The organism is Psychrobacillus sp., from assembly GCF_056205495.1.
In genome coordinates, this window is record NZ_JBAEAP010000065.1 from 1 (window position 1) to 17,042 (window position 17,042).

Annotated in this window: 19 protein-coding genes and 1 riboswitch; of the genes, 8 read left to right on the forward strand and 11 right to left on the reverse strand. The window is 37.4% G+C overall.

Annotated elements, in window-relative coordinates; translation table 11 throughout:
* Positions 1–289, reverse strand: a 289-nt coding sequence (locus tag AC06OU_RS02040; protein WP_475853620.1) for a hypothetical protein, incomplete at its 3' end; no start/stop codon positions are given.
* A 117-nt stretch (positions 290–406) separates the two neighbouring features.
* The gene (locus AC06OU_RS02045) at positions 407–1,378 is read right to left on the reverse strand and encodes a nuclease-related domain-containing protein (protein WP_475853642.1); all 972 of its coding nucleotides are present in this window, start codon (positions 1,376–1,378) and stop codon (positions 407–409) included.
* Positions 1,379–1,484: 106 nt separating this feature from the next.
* On the opposite strand from AC06OU_RS02045, the gene AC06OU_RS02050 reads away from it, so the two are divergent.
* Both AC06OU_RS02050 and AC06OU_RS02055 read left to right on the forward strand, forming a co-directional pair.
* Complete coding sequence (locus AC06OU_RS02050; RefSeq protein ID WP_475853644.1) at positions 1,485–1,949, forward strand: DinB family protein; 465 nt, start codon at positions 1,485–1,487, stop codon at positions 1,947–1,949.
* 3 nt (positions 1,950–1,952) lie between these two features.
* Positions 1,953–2,450, forward strand: coding sequence for a P-loop NTPase family protein (locus AC06OU_RS02055; RefSeq protein ID WP_475853622.1), 498 nt, complete (start codon positions 1,953–1,955; stop codon positions 2,448–2,450).
* A 44-nt stretch (positions 2,451–2,494) separates the two neighbouring features.
* Here AC06OU_RS02055 and AC06OU_RS02060 read toward each other — a convergent pair whose 3' ends face one another.
* The 6 genes from AC06OU_RS02060 to AC06OU_RS02085 all read right to left on the reverse strand — a co-directional run bounded on the left by AC06OU_RS02060 (position 2,495) and on the right by AC06OU_RS02085 (position 6,320).
* Complete coding sequence (locus tag AC06OU_RS02060; protein ID WP_475853623.1) at positions 2,495–2,749, reverse strand: hypothetical protein; 255 nt, start codon at positions 2,747–2,749, stop codon at positions 2,495–2,497.
* A 60-nt stretch (positions 2,750–2,809) separates the two neighbouring features.
* On the reverse strand, positions 2,810–3,451 hold the full coding sequence (locus AC06OU_RS02065; protein WP_475853624.1) for a response regulator: 642 nt from the start codon (positions 3,449–3,451) through the stop codon (positions 2,810–2,812).
* Between the two features lies 1 nt (position 3,452).
* Entirely contained in the window at positions 3,453–4,523 is a 1,071-nt protein-coding gene (locus tag AC06OU_RS02070) for a sensor histidine kinase (RefSeq protein ID WP_475853626.1), read from the reverse strand.
* Positions 4,520–5,221 carry a cell wall-active antibiotics response protein LiaF gene (liaF, locus tag AC06OU_RS02075; RefSeq protein ID WP_475853628.1) on the reverse strand — a complete coding sequence of 234 codons (702 nt, stop codon included), beginning with the start codon at positions 5,219–5,221 and terminating at the stop codon, positions 4,520–4,522. The genes AC06OU_RS02070 and liaF overlap by 4 nt, the downstream gene beginning before the upstream one ends.
* 99 nt (positions 5,222–5,320) lie before the next feature.
* Positions 5,321–5,959, reverse strand: coding sequence for a PspA/IM30 family protein (locus AC06OU_RS02080; protein ID WP_169360880.1), 639 nt, complete (start codon positions 5,957–5,959; stop codon positions 5,321–5,323).
* A 13-nt stretch (positions 5,960–5,972) separates the two neighbouring features.
* Positions 5,973–6,320 carry a lmo0954 family membrane protein gene (locus tag AC06OU_RS02085; RefSeq protein ID WP_475853629.1) on the reverse strand — a complete coding sequence of 116 codons (348 nt, stop codon included), beginning with the start codon at positions 6,318–6,320 and terminating at the stop codon, positions 5,973–5,975.
* Between the two features lie 158 nt (positions 6,321–6,478).
* On the opposite strand from AC06OU_RS02085, the gene AC06OU_RS02090 reads away from it, so the two are divergent.
* Genes AC06OU_RS02090 through AC06OU_RS02100 form a run of 3 tightly spaced genes read left to right on the forward strand, consistent with a single transcriptional unit; the run spans position 6,479 to position 9,006 of the window.
* Entirely contained in the window at positions 6,479–7,561 is a 1,083-nt protein-coding gene (locus AC06OU_RS02090) for a metallophosphoesterase (protein ID WP_475853631.1), read from the forward strand.
* 5 nt (positions 7,562–7,566) lie between these two features.
* The gene (locus tag AC06OU_RS02095) at positions 7,567–8,169 is read left to right on the forward strand and encodes a DedA family protein (protein ID WP_169360883.1); all 603 of its coding nucleotides are present in this window, start codon (positions 7,567–7,569) and stop codon (positions 8,167–8,169) included.
* 9 nt (positions 8,170–8,178) lie between these two features.
* Positions 8,179–9,006 (forward strand): undecaprenyl-diphosphate phosphatase, encoded by an 828-nt coding sequence (locus AC06OU_RS02100; RefSeq protein ID WP_475853632.1) that lies wholly within the window; start codon positions 8,179–8,181, stop codon positions 9,004–9,006.
* A 207-nt stretch (positions 9,007–9,213) separates the two neighbouring features.
* Here AC06OU_RS02100 and AC06OU_RS02105 read toward each other — a convergent pair whose 3' ends face one another.
* The gene (locus tag AC06OU_RS02105) at positions 9,214–10,869 is read right to left on the reverse strand and encodes a sensor histidine kinase (RefSeq protein ID WP_475853633.1); all 1,656 of its coding nucleotides are present in this window, start codon (positions 10,867–10,869) and stop codon (positions 9,214–9,216) included.
* Between the two features lie 3 nt (positions 10,870–10,872).
* Positions 10,873–11,574, reverse strand: a complete 702-nt coding sequence (locus AC06OU_RS02110; RefSeq protein ID WP_475853635.1) for a response regulator transcription factor — start codon at positions 11,572–11,574, stop codon at positions 10,873–10,875.
* Positions 11,575–11,686: 112 nt separating this feature from the next.
* On the opposite strand from AC06OU_RS02110, the gene AC06OU_RS02115 reads away from it, so the two are divergent.
* Entirely contained in the window at positions 11,687–12,889 is a 1,203-nt protein-coding gene (locus AC06OU_RS02115) for a DUF418 domain-containing protein (protein ID WP_475853636.1), read from the forward strand.
* 592 nt (positions 12,890–13,481) lie between these two features.
* Complete coding sequence (gene nhaC, locus AC06OU_RS02120) at positions 13,482–14,867, forward strand: Na+/H+ antiporter NhaC (protein ID WP_475853638.1); 1,386 nt, start codon at positions 13,482–13,484, stop codon at positions 14,865–14,867.
* A gap of 223 nt (positions 14,868–15,090) precedes the next feature.
* Here nhaC and AC06OU_RS02125 read toward each other — a convergent pair whose 3' ends face one another.
* The gene (locus AC06OU_RS02125) at positions 15,091–15,615 is read right to left on the reverse strand and encodes a DUF2569 domain-containing protein (RefSeq protein WP_475853639.1); all 525 of its coding nucleotides are present in this window, start codon (positions 15,613–15,615) and stop codon (positions 15,091–15,093) included.
* 202 nt (positions 15,616–15,817) lie between these two features.
* A riboswitch (cobalamin riboswitch) is annotated at positions 15,818–15,996 on the forward strand.
* Positions 15,997–16,155: 159 nt separating this feature from the next.
* Between AC06OU_RS02125 and AC06OU_RS02130 the strand changes: the two genes are divergently transcribed.
* Positions 16,156–17,042, forward strand: an 887-nt coding sequence (locus tag AC06OU_RS02130) for an Ig-like domain-containing protein (RefSeq protein ID WP_475853640.1), incomplete at its 3' end; no start/stop codon positions are given.

Consider the following 17,042-nt stretch of genomic DNA (forward strand, 5'->3'; position numbering starts at 1 on the left):
ACTGGATTGTAGAAAAAAACTGGTTGATTGTCGTAAAGTAGAGCTTGATTGTAGTAAACGAGTGCTGGATTGTCGTAATCGAGGTTCGAGAGGAAGCTCCGCCACTGGATTGTAGAAAAAAACTGGTTGATTGTCGTAAAGTAGAGCTTGATTGTAGTAAACGAGTGCTGGATTGTAGTAATCGAGGCTCAATAGGGTGCTCAGCTACTGAATTGTAGAAAAAAACTGGTTGATTGTCGTAAAGTAGAACTTGATTGTAGTATACGAGCGCAGGATTGTAGTAATCCATGACCGAGAGGAAGCTCCGCCACTGGATTGTAGAAAAAAACTGGTTGATTGTCGTAAAGTAGAGCTTTGTTGTAGTAAATGAGTGCTGGATTGTCGTAATCCAAGCTCGATAGGAAGCTCAGAGCCAATCTGAGCCTGGAGCGTCCGCAGTTTCTCTTTTTTGAATGACATAATATCTGTTTCTTGTGTTATTAACAGGATGTAATCTAGAATTTTTCAGTAAATAGGAAGCAGCATGCTTGTCTTTTAGGTTTAAAAATTCTATGCACTCTTTGTTGGTGATTGTTTCTTTATAGAGATAAAACCAGTCTTCTAATGCTTGCTGTTGCATGGTCTTTTTTAAGGTGCCGCATGAGGCACAGGTTCCTTCTACGAATTGAAAGCACTTTGGACATAGCAATCCTCTTTTTATATCCTTCAGATCTAAGGGATAGATATGAGATAGTGGTTTTGGTATGAACTCGCTGGCGTTCATTGTGAAATAATTTAGGAGATGTTTAAACTTGGTTACGGATAGGACGTCAGGGAGTGCGTGAAGGGAATTAATATGAGTTGCAATGTCACAACCCATGACTGCTCTTACTAGCTTCGGAGGTTGTGCAACAATAGTTTTAGTGGAAGCGAAGACGATAAAGTTTTTCACTGGAATCTGAATTTTGAGAGAATTTAATAGTGATGTTAGCTTTTGGGCATGGCGGATGATTTGCTGCTCAGGACATTTAAAGGCTGTCATTTCCCCATTGATTTCACGTATAAGTTGGTCGGGATTTCTTTGGAAAGAGATTTTCCCTCGAATATTTTTGATTTCGAGAATGGGAAGGTATTTTGGGGTGAGAATCATCGTGTCAATTTGAAGGTAGCTAGAGGCGTGAATGGGTAGATGAAGATCCTTTAAAATAGCATGCTGTTTTAAAAAAGGTATCTGCTTCAAGAAATTGTCAACATATGTTTCGCCGGCATAACCTGCTTGAAGATTATAAATACGATCTTCTAGAAGGGGAGTTAGCGAATGCTGAGTTGGAAGTCGATGAATAAATCGTTTGTAAACTTCAATCGGCTTGGGAATGACACGGGGGTAGTCTATAGTAATCTCTCCTTTTTACTAAAACATATCATCTACTAAAATAGAAAACAAGTATCAGGAGACAGAATTTTCCCATAAATGATATACTCAAATTAAAAAGGGGTGGAGAACAATAGAATCTTTATACCAACTAAACTTTGCTAGAATCTACACACTAGGCAGGATCAAACAATGCCGAGAAGATGAATGGGATATAAAGCCTAAAGGATTCTCTAACACCGTTCGTTGGAATGTTGGGCACGTTTATGTACAAATGGAAATTTTGGTTCAAAAAGCTATTCCGACTTACAGTATTGTACATCCTGAATGGATACCCTTTTTTGCCCCAGGGACGGGCCCGGATGATTGGCAGGAGATACCCCCTTCAAAAGAAGAACTAGTAGTTAGTTTAAAAGACCAGTTAGACCGTGTGTTAGCACTTTTAGCACCAAATCTTCAAGCTTATTTAATAGATACGTTAGAAATAGGAAATCTACATAGCATGGAAACTGTAGAGGCAATTGTACAATTCATTGTTTGGCATGAAGGGGTACATGCCGGGATTATTCACTCTATCAATCAAGCAAATTCGGTGTGAAATATGAAAATATATATTGTGGGTTCTGTTGGAAGTGGAAAAACAACACTAGGTCGACAGTTAGCGGAGTATTATAGCATACCTCATTTTGAAACAGATAACTTTGTTTGGACAAGATGCCCTGAGGGGGACATTAGAAATTCCGTGGAAAAACGAGACGATTTACTTAAAAGTGCAATTCAATTGGAGCAGTGGGTAATCGAAGGAGTTCATATAGATTGGACGGACCCTGGTTTAGAGGCATCCGATTATATTTTATTTCTAGATATTCCAGTAGCTATAAGACATTGGCGAATTGTAAAGAGGTTTACTCGTCAAGCACTTGGATTGGAAAAGGCTAACTACCAGCCAACCTTTTCTATATTTCTAAAAATGTTTCAATGGACGATGTACTTTGAAAAACAAATGAAACCTGAATTTCTTAAGAAGTTTAATACGTATGATAAGAAAGTAGCACTACTATCAACGAGTGATTTTCGAAAAATAATAGCATTGTTTTAAATACGCTAAAAGACCAAAAAGAGATGACCCTTGGATGGTTAGGATCATCTCCGTTTCTTTAATGCGTCCAGCTCTTTTATTACTTGGTCTAGTTTTTTTTCTATTTGAGAAAGTTGAAGTTTCTGATTGTTTTTAGAATTTTTCTCAGATTGCTTTTCTTCTGTTGATTCTTGAAGGGTGATGCCTTCCCCAATCGTACCAATGAGAAAACCTAATGTAACGACGACAGATCCCAAGAAGTCTAAGGTAGCGCCAAGGTTTGGTTGCTCACTAGGTTTGTCGTTGTTTTTGGGAGTCATATGTTGTCAATCATCCTTTGGCTGTCTTTTCATTAGCATATGATAGCGAAAGAGGTTTGGTTATTTTTTTGTAGAGACTAACTTGTGTTCGTAGGCGTAAATGACAGCTTGAGTACGATCATTTACCTCCAACTTGGACAAAATGTTGCTGACATGCGTTTTTGCTGTTTTGAGCGCAATAAATAAAGTATCGGCAATATCCTGATTAGTTTTGCCTTCTGCTATTAGAAGAAGCACTTCTAGTTCACGATCAGTCAAATCTTCATGTAATGAACGACCAGATCCTTGTCGCATTCTTAACATCATCTTGTTCGTGACCTCTGGCTCTAAAACGGCATTACCATTTAAAGTTTTACGAATTGAATCAGCAATATGTGAGGCTTTGGACGTTTTTAAGAGATAGCTGATCGCTCCTGCTTCCAAAGCAGGATACACCTTGTCGTCATCGATAAAGCTAGTGACTACCATCACTTTGGCTTCAGGCCATTTTTTAATAATTTCCCGAGTAGCCTCTGCCCCGTTCATAATAGGCATGACCATATCCATTAAAATAATGTCAGGTCGATGCTTCAGAGCCAAGTCGACTGCCTCTAGTCCATTTGCTGCCTCTGCTACAACCTCCATATCTGGTTGAGCCTGTAAGTAAGCTGAAACGCCGATGCGTACCATCTCATGGTCATCGGCTAGCAAAATGCGAATCATTCTATTCACTCTCCTTGGCCTTTTTAAGATCTATATTTACAGGCTGGACTACTGGCTTTTCAGCAGGCAGCTTCACTTCTACAATTGTTCCTTGAGAAGGCACAGACACGACCTTGCATGTAGCACCGATCTCGACTGCTCGTTCCCGAACACTTTGTATCCCGTAAGAGCCATTTTTTCCTTCTCCTACTTCAAATCCAACCCCATTATCCTGAACACGAAAAATAGCGAGGTTATCTCTCTCAACGAAGAGAATGTCTACTTCAGTTGCTTTAGCATGTCTTAGTGTGTTCGATAAGGTTTCCTGTGCAATGCGGAATAAATGATCCTCGGCGCCCTTGGACAAGGAAACCTCCTCTAGACGGTAACGAATCGTGAAAAACACCTTCTCCTGAAGCTCTTGAAGCAATTCCTCTAAGCCTTCCTTTAAGGTTTTATTGTGTAGAGCAGCAGGACGTAAGTGTAAGAGTAATGCACGCATCTCTAATTGGGCCTGCTGCACAATTTTCTCTGTTTGCATTAGTGTCTTTGGAACTTCTCCATGTTTTGCTTCTTCTGTTTCGACCATAGTAGAGAGCAGCATGGAAGCTGCAAAGAGCTGCTGAGATACAGAATCATGAAGCTCTCTAGCCAGTCGCTGTCTTTCTTGGACAAGCCTTTCCTGAATAATTTTATCCTGTGTTTCGGCCTTTTCGTTTGTGATTCGCTGCAATGTTTTACGTTGGGTTAATATGAGCTGCTCCAGTTGAGTAACAGTCACTTGCATTCGCTTTGTTTGCGTGTATTTTTTCTTACTCGGTTCAAACGTTTCAGCTAATAATGGTCGTAAGCTTGTTTCTATTTTTTTTTCCTGGCTTCGTACCTTTTGGAGTGTGTTCAATGAAAAACCGAAGCTTATAAATGCTAGCACAATTATTATCCACACGCCTAGAGGTATTTGTGCATATGTCTGGTTTAACAATGACCACCAAGCTTCGTCATTTGGCCAGCCCCAGACAACATATAAAAGTAACACAATAATACTAACTAGATAAAAAAAGAGGGAGATTCCTTGCCCTAGAAATATTTTCATTTTCGGATCACCTCAACATCACCAATCCACGTGGATACAGTTATCAGTAGCTCTGCTGGATGAGAAACCTCCTCCAGGTAACCATCCTTTACAAGGACAGTCTGGTTCCATAGACGCTGAACCCCGCGGGAAAGAATACGTGCTTCACCAATTATAGTAGTGTAATGTATGCGAACTGGAATCTCGTATGGAACATGTATAGTAACCTTCCCTAAAGATTGTCGAATGGAAATAAGGGAGGTACCTTTTGGTAGCACTGTCTCTGTGACATCAATTACATAGTCTCCGTAAAAGCTTTGTACGTGTACATCCTGCCACTCATAGGCTTGAAATGGCGTTGATTGTGATGAAAATAGCGTGTTTGGGGTTATACTATTTGGTGTTTCTTCATATACCTTGCCAAACGGTTTAATCACTTGGCTAATGGGTTCGTTTTTCCAAAGCTTATAAAGGGAATAGACGAGGATAGCTACTAAAAATAATCGTAGGCTCCACATAGAAAAGATAGCTAAAATCAGAAATATAAAGCCTAGCCAGAACATATACTTCGATTGCTTCCGTAAGCTAAAGTACATCATTCCTATGCCAAGAAGGACTAATATAATATTGCCGTTACCAAATATAGTAGCTTCTATAAAAATGAGAAAAACAAAACAAATAAGAAAAAAAGCTAGCTTGTTTGTTTGGTTTTCTTTCATGCTTGTATTCTCCCTTCTTCGCATAGTAATGCATGAGAAGGAGAAGGCGTTTGCCTTCCCCTCATTGGTCCTATAAAATGGACAACCTTTTACTATATATTACACAATTTCAGCCTTTGGTTGTTCGTTTTTTTCTAATTGTTCTAAACGTTGCTCCATGGAAGTGATTTCATGCTCTTTTTCAATTTTTTGTCCAAGGCGTTCGATATATTGTTCCATGTCTTGAAAAGTACCGAATCCTTTCTGCTTTTCTTCAGGCTTTAACAATTGATCCATTTGGTGATGGGCACGAGTAACATTTTCTTTGCCCATCAGCTGCAGCTGGCGGACCTTCATATCCTTCACTTTGTGCTTCATCTCTTCATATTTGCGCTCTAACCCGAAAAGCTCCTCCATAGTTTGATGAATGCTAGTCTGTAAAGTTGTTGCACGTTCGTTGTAGGCATCAACCTCTGCCTGTGCAAAGGAAATTAAATCTTCTTCGCCTGAAGCAGTAGCTAGTTCGACTTGGTTTTTGCGTTTTTCAGCCATCTGTAATGTCTCAGCCAATTCTTTTTCCAGCTCTTGCTTCAATTTCCCTTGGCGCTCTAGCCATTTACCGGTTTGCTCTGTTTGTTTCTCTGCTTCTCGGATGTATTGATTGAGCATAGCAATTGGGTTCTTTTCTTCTTTTTTATCAAAGAGTTGATGTAAATCTGCCTTAACTGAATATTTTAATCGTTGTAGTAATGATGTCATGTTTGTTTCCTCCTTATTTATTAAGTTCGTTCCACTGTGTTTCAAAATTAACGAATGGATCATCTTTTTTTTGTATAGATAGGGAAAGATCTTCCTTATTCCAAGTTTTCCAGATGAAGTATAAAGCTACGATTGATAAGATACCAACAAATCCTGGTATATTAGAAATCGCTGTCAATAAACCAATAATACCGACTGTTGCCCAAAAGATTTTTAGTAGGCTAGAATCGCTTTTTAAGTAGAAATGTACACCTGCAATGACGAACAATGCGGATATCCCTAATCCTAATAACGGACCAAGATTCACCAATGCTGTAATTCCTGCAATTATCCCAAGTGTAACTAAACCAAATTTTTTCATATATTTGTTCCTCCTCTCGTCTGTATCTATAGCTTACCAACTCCTTCTGTTTTGCTAAACGGGCTTAAACATGATTTTCTCCTCGGTCTTAAGGCTGAGAAGGAGTAAATTACGCAAATCTGCTATACTAATGGGAAAAGACAAAATGGAGAACTCAAATGAAAAAAATTGGATTTATAACGTTAGCGATCCTTATTTATTCCGCAATTGTTTTTTATTTTGGTTGGAGTGTGTGGACATGGTTAGAAGCCTTCTTCTCAATTAATCTGGGGCTTTTCATGGGGATTTGGTTTTTAGTTGCTTTTGCAATTATTATTGCAAGACTTGACCACAGACTAAGAACTTTTAGTATAATAGGTTCTTATTGGCTTATAATCATGCAGTATGGAATTCTTTTATTCCCGATTGCAAGTATACTCGTGTGGATTTTCCCAGAGTATTTAAAGCTGATTGGTGGAATCGTTTTGCTAATCTTTGTTTTGATCATGTTGCTTGGAACATATAATGCCTTCTCGCCAGTAGTCCGAAATCTTACTATTACCATGCCTAAAAAGGGAGCAGCAGTGGACAAGTTGAAAGTGGTGGTTGCATCTGACTTTCACCTTGGTCTGTTATCCAATAAAGTGCATTTACAAAGATTTGTAAAAAAATCAAATGAACAAAATCCAGATTTGGTATTACTAGTTGGAGATTTAGTGGACGATGACCCAATATGGTTTGTAAAAAAGGGCATGTCCGAGGTGATGAAGCAGCTTCAATCTACGTATGGTAATTATGGGGTGCTAGGAAACCATGAATACTATGGGAAGAAAATTCCATTACTTGTAGAGGAAATGGAAGCTTCCAATGTAAAGATGCTATTAGATGAAACAATCATGGTGGCAGACACGTTCTATTTGACAGGACGTGAGGACTTAACGAATAGAAATAGAAAAGAACTATCCGAACTGGCACCAAAACAAAACAATTTGCCATGGCTTGTAATGGATCATACACCGTCTAATTTACTCATCCCTGAGAGGGAGAAGGTAGACTTTCACGTGTCGGGTCATACCCATCGTGGTCAAATGTGGCCAAATCATTTGTTTACCCAAAGAATTTTTGAGCTAGATTACGGGTATAAGAAAAAAGGAAATATGCATGCGATTGTATCTTCCGGATTTGGATTTTGGGGACCACCAATTCGACTAGGTAGTCAATCAGAGTTATGGTCGGTAGAGATTAAGTTAGAGGATGTGTAAGTATAATGGAAGCATGGGTTACAGACTGGATGAATCAGTTTGGATATTTTGGCGTATTTTTATTAATATTGTTAGAGAACGTATTCCCGCCGATACCTTCAGAGGTTATTTTAACGCTTGGAGGATTTATGACAACTACAACTTCGATGACCAAGGTAGGTGTTATTCTAGCAGCTACTGCGGGGTCGGTAATTGGGGCGGCAATTCTTTATGGGATTGGTCTATTACTAGATGTAGAGCGTTTAGAAAAGATTGTGAACAAGTACGGTAAATTCTTGAGACTTACTATAAAAGATATTCATAAGGCGGATGCCTGGTTTGACAAATATGGCGTTTGGGCTGTATTTTTTGGTCGACTAATTCCATTGGTGAGAAGTCTTATTTCTATTCCAGCAGGGATGTCAAATATGAAATTTTGGCTGTTCCTTCTATTTACTACACTAGGTACACTTATTTGGAATACAGTTTTAGTTTCTGTAGGTTCTGCAGTAGGTGAAAACTGGGAGGATATCGTAGGGTATATGGATATTTACTCGAACATAGTTTATGTTCTTATAGCAATAGTAGGGATTGCATTTTTAGTATGGTATTTTAAAAAACGTGACTAAGGAGATCTTATGGAAATTCTAGAATTATTTAAAGCATTAATATTAGGTTTTGTAGAAGGTATGACGGAGTTTGCTCCGGTTTCATCAACTGGTCATATGATTATCGTGGATGATATGTGGCTGCAAACAAAAGACTTTTTAGGAGAATACTCAGCTAATACATTCAAAATTGTTATTCAGCTAGGGTCAATCCTCGCTGTAGTCGTTGTCTTTTGGAAAAGATTATTGAGTTTAATAGGCTTATATAAAATAAAGGATGCGCCTAAAGGCGGACAGCTAAAGCTGACTCATGTAATTGTTGGGCTTATCCCTGCGGGTGTGCTTGGTGTATTGTTTGAGGATTACATCGATGAGCATTTATTTACAACAGAGACTGTATTAATAGGATTAGTGCTAGGTGCGATCCTTATGATTGTTGCGGATAAACTTGGACCTAAACATCCGAAAACGAACACACTAGACAAGATTACATATAAGCAAGCGATTCTTGTTGGGCTTATACAGTGTCTATCATTGTGGCCAGGATTTTCTCGTTCTGGTTCAACGATTTCCGGTGGCGTAATATTAGGTATGAATCATAAAACGGCAGCAGATTTTACGTTTATCATGGCTGTGCCAATTATGGCAGGGGCAAGCTTTCTATCCCTTTTGAAAAACTGGGAGTACGTGGAGATGAATCATTTTGGCTTTTATGCAGTGGGCTTTGTCAGCGCATTTGTATTTGCTTTAATATCGATTCGCTTCTTCTTGAAACTAATTGATAAAGTTAAACTAACACCGTTTGCTATTTATCGAATAGTTTTAGCGACAGTATTAGCAGTTATTATATTTTTCTAAGAATAACAAAAAGCATTGGGCGCTCCCAATGCTTTTTTTTGTTATTTAGGAAATTATTAAACTCTGGACCTGTGGATAAATTGATGTCTAGCTCCACCGCCTTGCCCCTCGGGGTCAAATGGATAAAAGCTGTGGTGGCTGAGGAGCTGCCTCCTCGCTTTTCCCCATTTGCCTGTCGGGGCAGACTAGGCGCTTGCGCTTTTCTTGTTATTTTTTTGGAAAAATGACAGTCACTAGGGTTCCGGTGTTTGAGGATTCTACCTTTATGATTCCGTTATGTGCTTCTATAAGCTGTTTAGTAATTGCTAAACCAAGACCAGTTCCCGAAGTTTCAGAGGTAGTATTTGTTCCTCTATAGTAACGGTTAAACAAGTTGTCTAAAACTACCTTTGGAATTCCAGGGCCCTCATCTCGAATCGTGAGGCAGGCTAGGCTGTCTTTTTCATAGATTTCCAAGTATATCTTAGTGCCATTCGGAGTATGTTTTACTGCATTTCCTACAAGATTATCGAGAACCCGTTCAAATAGCTTTGCATCTAAATAGACAGTAAGATCCTTATTCCCTCTAGGTTCTTGAACATCATTCCAATGACTGGCGATAACATAGGATCTTAAGAATTTAAAGAGATTTAATTTTTCTTTGTTAAGTTGAATTGCATCGTTTTTCAATTGGTAAGTAAAGGTCAAATCCCCGATTAAGGCATTCATGTAATTAGACTTTTCCTGCATGGTTTTAGCAAAGTGTTGTACCTCTTCAGCCGACCAGGAGTATTCATAGGAAGCTAGCATGGTAGAATATCCATAGATTGAACTGAGAGGGGTTTTTAAATCATGAGAAAGCCCAGTAATCCAGTCCTCTCTTAGTTTTTCCGTTTCTATTATCTTCTCTTCGTTACTTTTTAATGTATCTGCTAATTTGACTAGGGACTTATCCACTTCCTCGTATATACGGTATTTTCGTTTAAATCTACCGGATTTTGGCGAACGCAATTTTTTATCATTTGGTGATTCGTAGTCTTTTACGCTTAACTTTTCAATTCTATGTAAGAAGTAGAGCAAAGGACGACCAAATCGATATCCAAGCCAGATAGAAAAAAGAATAGTAAAGATGAACAGAAAGAGATGAAATGCTAAAATAGAGAACACTAGCTTTTTCATGGTATCTACTAAGGCCGGCTCAAAGGGATGATAATTCATATTAGGCATTCGTACTACTAGGACTTTTCCATTTTCCATCATTCTGAAAGCTGTAACTTCTTTTCTTTCAAAGTAGTCCTGACTATTCGTAACTATTTCCATGCTACTTAATGCTTTATTCATATCCCCATAAAAGATTTCTTCTCTTATCCCATCAGAGTTGTATATTTCAACGGATGCATCTACAGCTGAAATTTCTTTTTCTAGCTCCTCGTTCATTTGAATTTCATTATTTATGTAAAGCTTATCAAGTAACGACTCTACCTGATGGTCTTCTATGAAAATCATGAAAAGCTGGTCTGGTAACTCCCAAACAACATGATCTTTTTTCTGTATGGCAGTCCATTCAATAGAGTGTGAAGACTGATTTTCTTGGTTAGTAGCTACAAGAATTTTGCCTACTTCGTCTACAAGATACACATGGCCGAAGTTTTGCTTAGCTAAATTTACAAAGTCCTCAGATAATATATAACTGCCATCGGTTTGTTTTTTTATATCACTTTCTATTTCAAAGGCATCCAATGCACGAATATCTGAGATAGCTTCCTTTGAAAGTAAGTCGTAAATGATCAAAGCGAACATCCCAAATGTCACTAAAAATAATACGGCATAGAATACGACAAAATAAATTAAAAATCGTAGTGATAGTTTACTCGAAAGTCTCATACCTTATTTCTCCTCATTTACGAGCTTATAGCCAATCCCTCTAATCGTTACCAACTGTTGAGGATTACTAGGATTTTGTTCAATTTTCTCTCGGAGTCTCCGTATATGTACCATGATTGTGTTGTCATCTATATAGCTGTCTTCTCCCCAAATAGAAAGAAAAATTTGCTCCTTAGATAAAATCTGTCCGGCATTTTCACAAAAAAGAAGCAGTAAATGAAATAGTTTACCCGTAACAATACTTTTTTCTCCGTTTACAGTTAGCTCTGCGCTACTTTTATTCAACATAAAATTGCCGAATTTATATACCTTTTCATCAGAAATTTTAAATGCAGAAGTATAGCGTTTCATATGTGCTTTAACTCGGGCGGCTAACTCCAATGGATTAAAAGGTTTGGTTATGTAATCATCAGCTCCATTCATAAATCCTCTTATTTTATCAGCATCGCTTTCTTTTGCGGTTAGAAAAAAAATAGGAGCATTGGATTTTAAGCGAATTTGTTTAGCTAAATCAAGTCCTACTCCATCGGGAAGCATTATGTCGAGTATATATAAATCATAAAGACTAGTGGAAATATAACTACTGGCCTTCTGATAAGTTTCACAAATATCAATATGACGAAAATCTTCTCTTCTTAATATGATTTCTACCATTTCAGCGATGGCAAGCTCGTCTTCAACTATCAAAATATTAGTATCTTTCATAATTAACTCACTCCTAAAAATATTTAAGGTTTCTTTAAGGTTGGTTTCAATATATTATAAGCTTACCATTTTATACTAATTAAGAAGTCGAAAATTTTAGGAGGTTTTTCATGTGCGCACAAAAAGGGTACGCTTTATAGATGCTTTAAGAGGATTAAGCTTGTTGGGTATATTATTGGCCAATCTTTTAATCTTTCATTACGGTATTTGGGGAAAAGATGAAATTAGTTATTATTCTTTGTCTAATACAGATAAAGGTTTATATTCTTTTCTAAAAATTGTTGTAGAAGGAAGTTTTATGCCCATTTTTACTTTTTTATTCGGGTATTCGCTAGTTAAACTAGCAGAATCTATCAAAAACAAAAATGGAAAAGTAAAAAGACACCTGTGGAGACGTTTTTTACTGCTTTTTACATTAGGTTTATTACATTCGACTTACTTGTGGGAAGGAGATATTTTGGCCTTTTACGGAATGATGGGGATCTTCCTATTAATCTTTCTTAATAGAAAAAAGAAAACGTTAATCATTTGGGGAGTGGTTCTATTCATCTTAACTGGGGCAGCCGGTTACGGTGTAGTAGAGCAATCCATAGAGGAAGAGAAAAGATTGTCTGATTACATAGAAAAAACATATGATATCTACAAAAGCGGTTCTTATGAAGAAATAAAGGATCATCGAAATAATGAGAGCCCATTGTTTACGGACGATGAGTTGGAAACGGCCTTCTTAATACTGTTTATGCTGTTATTTGCACCGCTTTTGACCTCTCCAATGTTTTTATTCGGAATGGCAGCGGCAAAAGGTAAGTTATTTCAAAAAATGGAACAGGAGGAGAAATGGTATAAGCTTAGTATGGTACTATTGCCGATAGGACTTTTGCTAAAATCAGTAGCTATACTTGGGGATGAGTCCAATTGGACGGGCATTTTTCAGCATCTAGGAGCACAATTTCTTTCTATAGCTTACATTGGTACTTTTGCTCTTCTATTTAGAAAGTTTTCTGCGAGCAAAGTATTCCTTGGTTTAGAGAGTGCAGGGAAGCTTTCCTTAACTAATTACATTTCACAAAGCGTAGTATGTACCTTTGTCTTCTATGGATACGGCTTGGGTCAGTTTGGAACATTGGGAATGCTAAACAGTATTTTTCTTGTTCTTATACTTTTTGTATTTCAGTGCATAAGCAGCTATTTTTATCTAAAAAGATTTAAACGAGGTCCTTTAGAGATGATTATTAGAATGGGAACAAATCTATCCTGGAGAGGGAATTTAAAAGCGAAAAAGCAGAAGATAAAAGTAGAAAAAGTGCTCGAATAATAACAAGAAGTTAAGGTTTTGGATTACGGCTCCAAAACGAATAAATTAGAGCGAACTTATAATTGCTAAACAGAAATTGCAAATTAATTAAATTCTGTTTAAGGTTTATCGTATTGTTTTAGTGATAGTACTAGCAGTTATTATATTTTATAAATTATAGAGATGACTTCTTTCACAGGGGTCATCCTTTTGTTTTTGGCTACGTTAAAATTAATGGTTTTCTGTCTTTTTCATTAAAGATACCCGTTAATAATGCATTTAAAATAATACATCTTGACAGTACAGTAAAACATGATAAAATTCTAGTAACTTTAGCGATTGAAAGCGTTGAATCGCGAAAGTGAAATATGTACGAGTGATTGTCCTAGTAATCTGCATGTACCCAGCAAAAAGAGACTGAACGGTTGGTGAAAGTTCAGGTAATCATGATAGATGAATTACAACAATTAAGTAAACTCGGTTTTAATGAAGTGGTTGAGCATACACGATGTTCGACAAATAGGGTGGTACCGCGGAGATTTCCTTCGTCCCTAGCTATAGGGATTGGAAGGTTTTTTTTCATTCCTAAAAACTATTATTAGGAGGATTAGCAATGTTTCGTATTCGTTCCACGATCTCCCCCTCATTTTCGGAGGCGGCACTACTTAGTACTATGATTATCGCTATAATGGCGCTTTGTATCATAAAATTTGATTCAGTTCCTCATATGCCTATCTTACTGGCAATTCTATTACTCATAACTTATGGTCTTATGAAGAAAGTACCTTACAAAAGACTAGAAGAAGGACTAGTAGATGGTGCCAAAGCGGGACTAGGTGCAATTTTCATCTTTTTCTTTATTGGTATATTAATTAGTAGCTTAATGATGAGCGGGACGATTCCAACACTTATTCACTTAGGCTTTCAATTTATTACGCAACACTTTTTTTATGCTATTGTATTTCTAGTTACTTGTATCGTTGGTTTATCTATAGGAAGTTCCCTAACAACAGTAGCTACAATCGGTGTTGCTTTTATTGGAATGGCTAGCGCTATGGATATTTCTTTGGCTATTACAGCTGGTGCAATTGTTTCAGGAGCTTTTTTCGGAGATAAAATGTCTCCACTATCAGATACTACAAATCTCGCATCTGCTATCGTTCAGGTAGATTTATTTGAACATATTCGAAATATGGGATGGACAACGATACCAGCATTCATTATTTCGCTAATTGGATATGGGATTTTATCGCCAAACAAAGAATTTCAACAGCTCGAGCAAGTAAATGAATTTCAAGCTGGACTACTCCAAACAGGGATGATTCATTGGTATACACTGATTCCTCTTGTTTTACTCGTTATACTTTCCATTAAGAAAGTGCCTGCTATATTATCTCTGGCTTTCACATCATTTGTTGCTATACTTATTTCCTATTTCCATCAATCTTTTAGTTTTGGGGAAGTATTGAATATACTATTTTACGGTTTTACATCTAGCACGGGTATGGAAGCAATTGACTCCTTACTTTCTAGGGGCGGCATTAATAGCATGATGTTTACGATTGGGCTTGTTCTTCTTGCCTTAAGTATGGGTGGACTTTTGTTTACGCTCGGGATCGTGCAAAGCTTACTCATGAAAGTGGAAAGCTCGCTAAGGAAGGTGAGTTCTGTTATTGCAGCCACTGCTTTTACCGCAATAGGGGTTAATACACTTATCGGAGAGCAGTACTTATCGATTTTATTGACTGGAGAAGCATTCCAAGCACAATTTAAAAAGGTTGGTTTGGCCAATAAAAACTTAGCACGCGTAATGGAAGATGCTGGTACGGTTGTAAACCCCCTTGTACCATGGAGTGTATGTGGGATTTTCATTACGAATGTATTAGCTGTTACAACACTCGAGTACTTACCATTCGCATTTTTCTGCCTGCTTAGTCCGATTTTGACTATATTATTTGGACTAACTGGTAAGACATTGACTTATATCGAAGGAAAATAGTTTTACACTAAATCCTCATGACTAATTTTATTTAGTAATGAGGATTTTACTGTAGTTATGGGATGGCTTGTTTTTTAATGAATAAATGTATTATGAACTCTTTTAGATTCATTGAAATAATTTGCCCAGATAAATGTAAAAATAAAGGACATCATAGACACAGAAGCAAATTCAAACCTTTCCTCATGATTCACAGACATTAAAAACTACATCCTACCTATGTTTACTTTACAAAAGTATTCTTTACCCTTTTTGATTTACTAAAATAAGTAATCCAAATCGAGGTACTTACCATAGAGCGTATTACGTTAAACATATAGTGCTGGGATGTTAAAGGATCGGGTTCAAACACATTCTCTATGATTTGCAAATTTATATAGCCAATGAGAATATCTAATATTAGCATGATGGTAAGATAGGTAATCATTATCTTAGGGAAAAACTTTTTGTTTTTAAAGAAAAGAATGAGTAAAACTATAACTGTAGATATTTGAGCAAGACATATGATAAGGTCTATTATTATAAGTGGACCAAATAAAGGATGATAATATTCTCCACTCCTACTAGTTATACTCTCCCAACTTTCAGCTGTCAAAAATGGGAAACCATCCATCATTAGATATGCAACAATAACAAACGGTGTGGTAATTAGTCCGATAAGTGGAAGTATCAGCCAGCCACCAATACCAACTGGTCCTTGGGGTAATAAGTCCTTAGAGGTCAACCTCGCTGAATCACCTGCTGTCATATTTATAACCTCCTAAATTTAATATATTTTACCAATTTTATAGGCCGCTATAATTATAATATCCAGAAAATATGGAATTCGCAATTTTATAATTGGGTTACTATGAAAATAAGATGTAAGACCTAACACAAAGTCTTTTTACCTATGTACAAGTTTAAACACAATATGTTAGGGTATATAAGTAAACAAAACACAATATATAGTATGTATACGATGAAAAGGTACCATTTTGGTTTAAAAGGGAATTCGGTTTAAGACCGAAGCTGTCCCCGCAACTGTAAGTGCGGACAACTGTTGATTATGCCACTGCGAGGTTTCGTGGGAAGGCCAATGGGAGGAAGATGCACGAGCCAGTAGACCTGCCTTTTTGTCGATGAAGCAACACTTTCTTCGGGGGTTGAGAGGTGGGGGCGAGAGACTCTATCTTAAAACGAACGATATGTCTTGTTGTTTCCTACTTTAAAATCGTGAGCGATGACTCAGCCGAAGAGGCTAGAGGCATCGCTTTTTTGTATATAAAAGAATAGGGAGGAATTTAAATTGGCAATTATTACGAATACAGAAAAACAGCAGGTATTACAGCAGTTAATAGTAGAATTTGGAGAAGAAAAGATAGCTCCTTTAGTTAAGTCGCATCACAAGTGGTTACAAAAACACCCAGAAGGTACGATTGCGGCATGGTCTAAGGCTATGTCTCTAGAGGCACTTAGCTTTTTAGATGAACAGGAGCCATTTTGGACATTTGTGGCAGCACGTATTTATTTAGCGGAAGTCTATTCTCAGCAAGCGGAAAGAAGAAACACAACCGCAGATGCCGTCTATACAAAATTTGCAGAGAACGTACGGATCCTTTCTAAAAAGGGAATATATAATCCCTCTATTATGGAAAGCTATTCGAATGAGGAATTAGAGCAGCTAGGAAATCTCCTTGTCGCCAAAAGAGATTCCCTATTTACCTACATAGCCTTAAAAACTCTTTTAGATCGCTATGTAGCGAAGGATTTTAATAAGGATATTGTAGAGTTGCCACAAGAGCGCTGGCTTGTTATAGCTATGACACTTATGAAGGACGAAAAAGAAAACCGTCTTGAAAAAATAAAAGAAGCTTATTGGGCAATGAGCAATTTATATATGACGGTTGCAACTCCAACTTTATCTAATGCTGGGAAGCCACATGGACAGCTCTCTAGCTGCTTTATTGACACTGTAGATGATAGTCTGCAGGGTATTTATGACAGTAATACAGACGTAGCTACTGTCGATTCGGATGGTCTGGTAAAATACGTAGCTTTCGGCGAGGCGATTATTACAGTCACCACCGAGGATGGAGGCAAGACTGCAACCTGCAGGGTGAAAGTGTTAGAGAAAAAAACAATGTCCGAGCTTCTTGCAACCAATCTCAATATTCCTGAGGCTGAAGATATGAC

Coding starts and splice junctions, on each gene's coding strand:
- liaF (WP_475853628.1), bottom strand. CDS start 5,221: ATGAAAGAAAACCAAACAAACAAGCTAGCTTTTTTTCTTATTTGTTTT.
- AC06OU_RS02100 (WP_475853632.1), top strand. CDS start 8,179: ATGGAAATTCTAGAATTATTTAAAGCATTAATATTAGGTTTTGTAGAA.
- nhaC (WP_475853638.1), top strand. CDS start 13,482: ATGTTTCGTATTCGTTCCACGATCTCCCCCTCATTTTCGGAGGCGGCA.
- AC06OU_RS02110 (WP_475853635.1), bottom strand. CDS start 11,574: ATGAAAGATACTAATATTTTGATAGTTGAAGACGAGCTTGCCATCGCT.
- AC06OU_RS02095 (WP_169360883.1), top strand. CDS start 7,567: ATGGAAGCATGGGTTACAGACTGGATGAATCAGTTTGGATATTTTGGC.
- AC06OU_RS02070 (WP_475853626.1), bottom strand. CDS start 4,523: ATGAAAATATTTCTAGGGCAAGGAATCTCCCTCTTTTTTTATCTAGTT.
- AC06OU_RS02105 (WP_475853633.1), bottom strand. CDS start 10,869: ATGAGACTTTCGAGTAAACTATCACTACGATTTTTAATTTATTTTGTC.
- AC06OU_RS02060 (WP_475853623.1), bottom strand. CDS start 2,749: ATGACTCCCAAAAACAACGACAAACCTAGTGAGCAACCAAACCTTGGC.
- AC06OU_RS02080 (WP_169360880.1), bottom strand. CDS start 5,959: ATGACATCATTACTACAACGATTAAAATATTCAGTTAAGGCAGATTTA.
- AC06OU_RS02085 (WP_475853629.1), bottom strand. CDS start 6,320: ATGAAAAAATTTGGTTTAGTTACACTTGGGATAATTGCAGGAATTACA.
- AC06OU_RS02125 (WP_475853639.1), bottom strand. CDS start 15,615: ATGACAGCAGGTGATTCAGCGAGGTTGACCTCTAAGGACTTATTACCC.
- AC06OU_RS02090 (WP_475853631.1), top strand. CDS start 6,479: ATGAAAAAAATTGGATTTATAACGTTAGCGATCCTTATTTATTCCGCA.
- AC06OU_RS02055 (WP_475853622.1), top strand. CDS start 1,953: ATGAAAATATATATTGTGGGTTCTGTTGGAAGTGGAAAAACAACACTA.
- AC06OU_RS02065 (WP_475853624.1), bottom strand. CDS start 3,451: ATGATTCGCATTTTGCTAGCCGATGACCATGAGATGGTACGCATCGGC.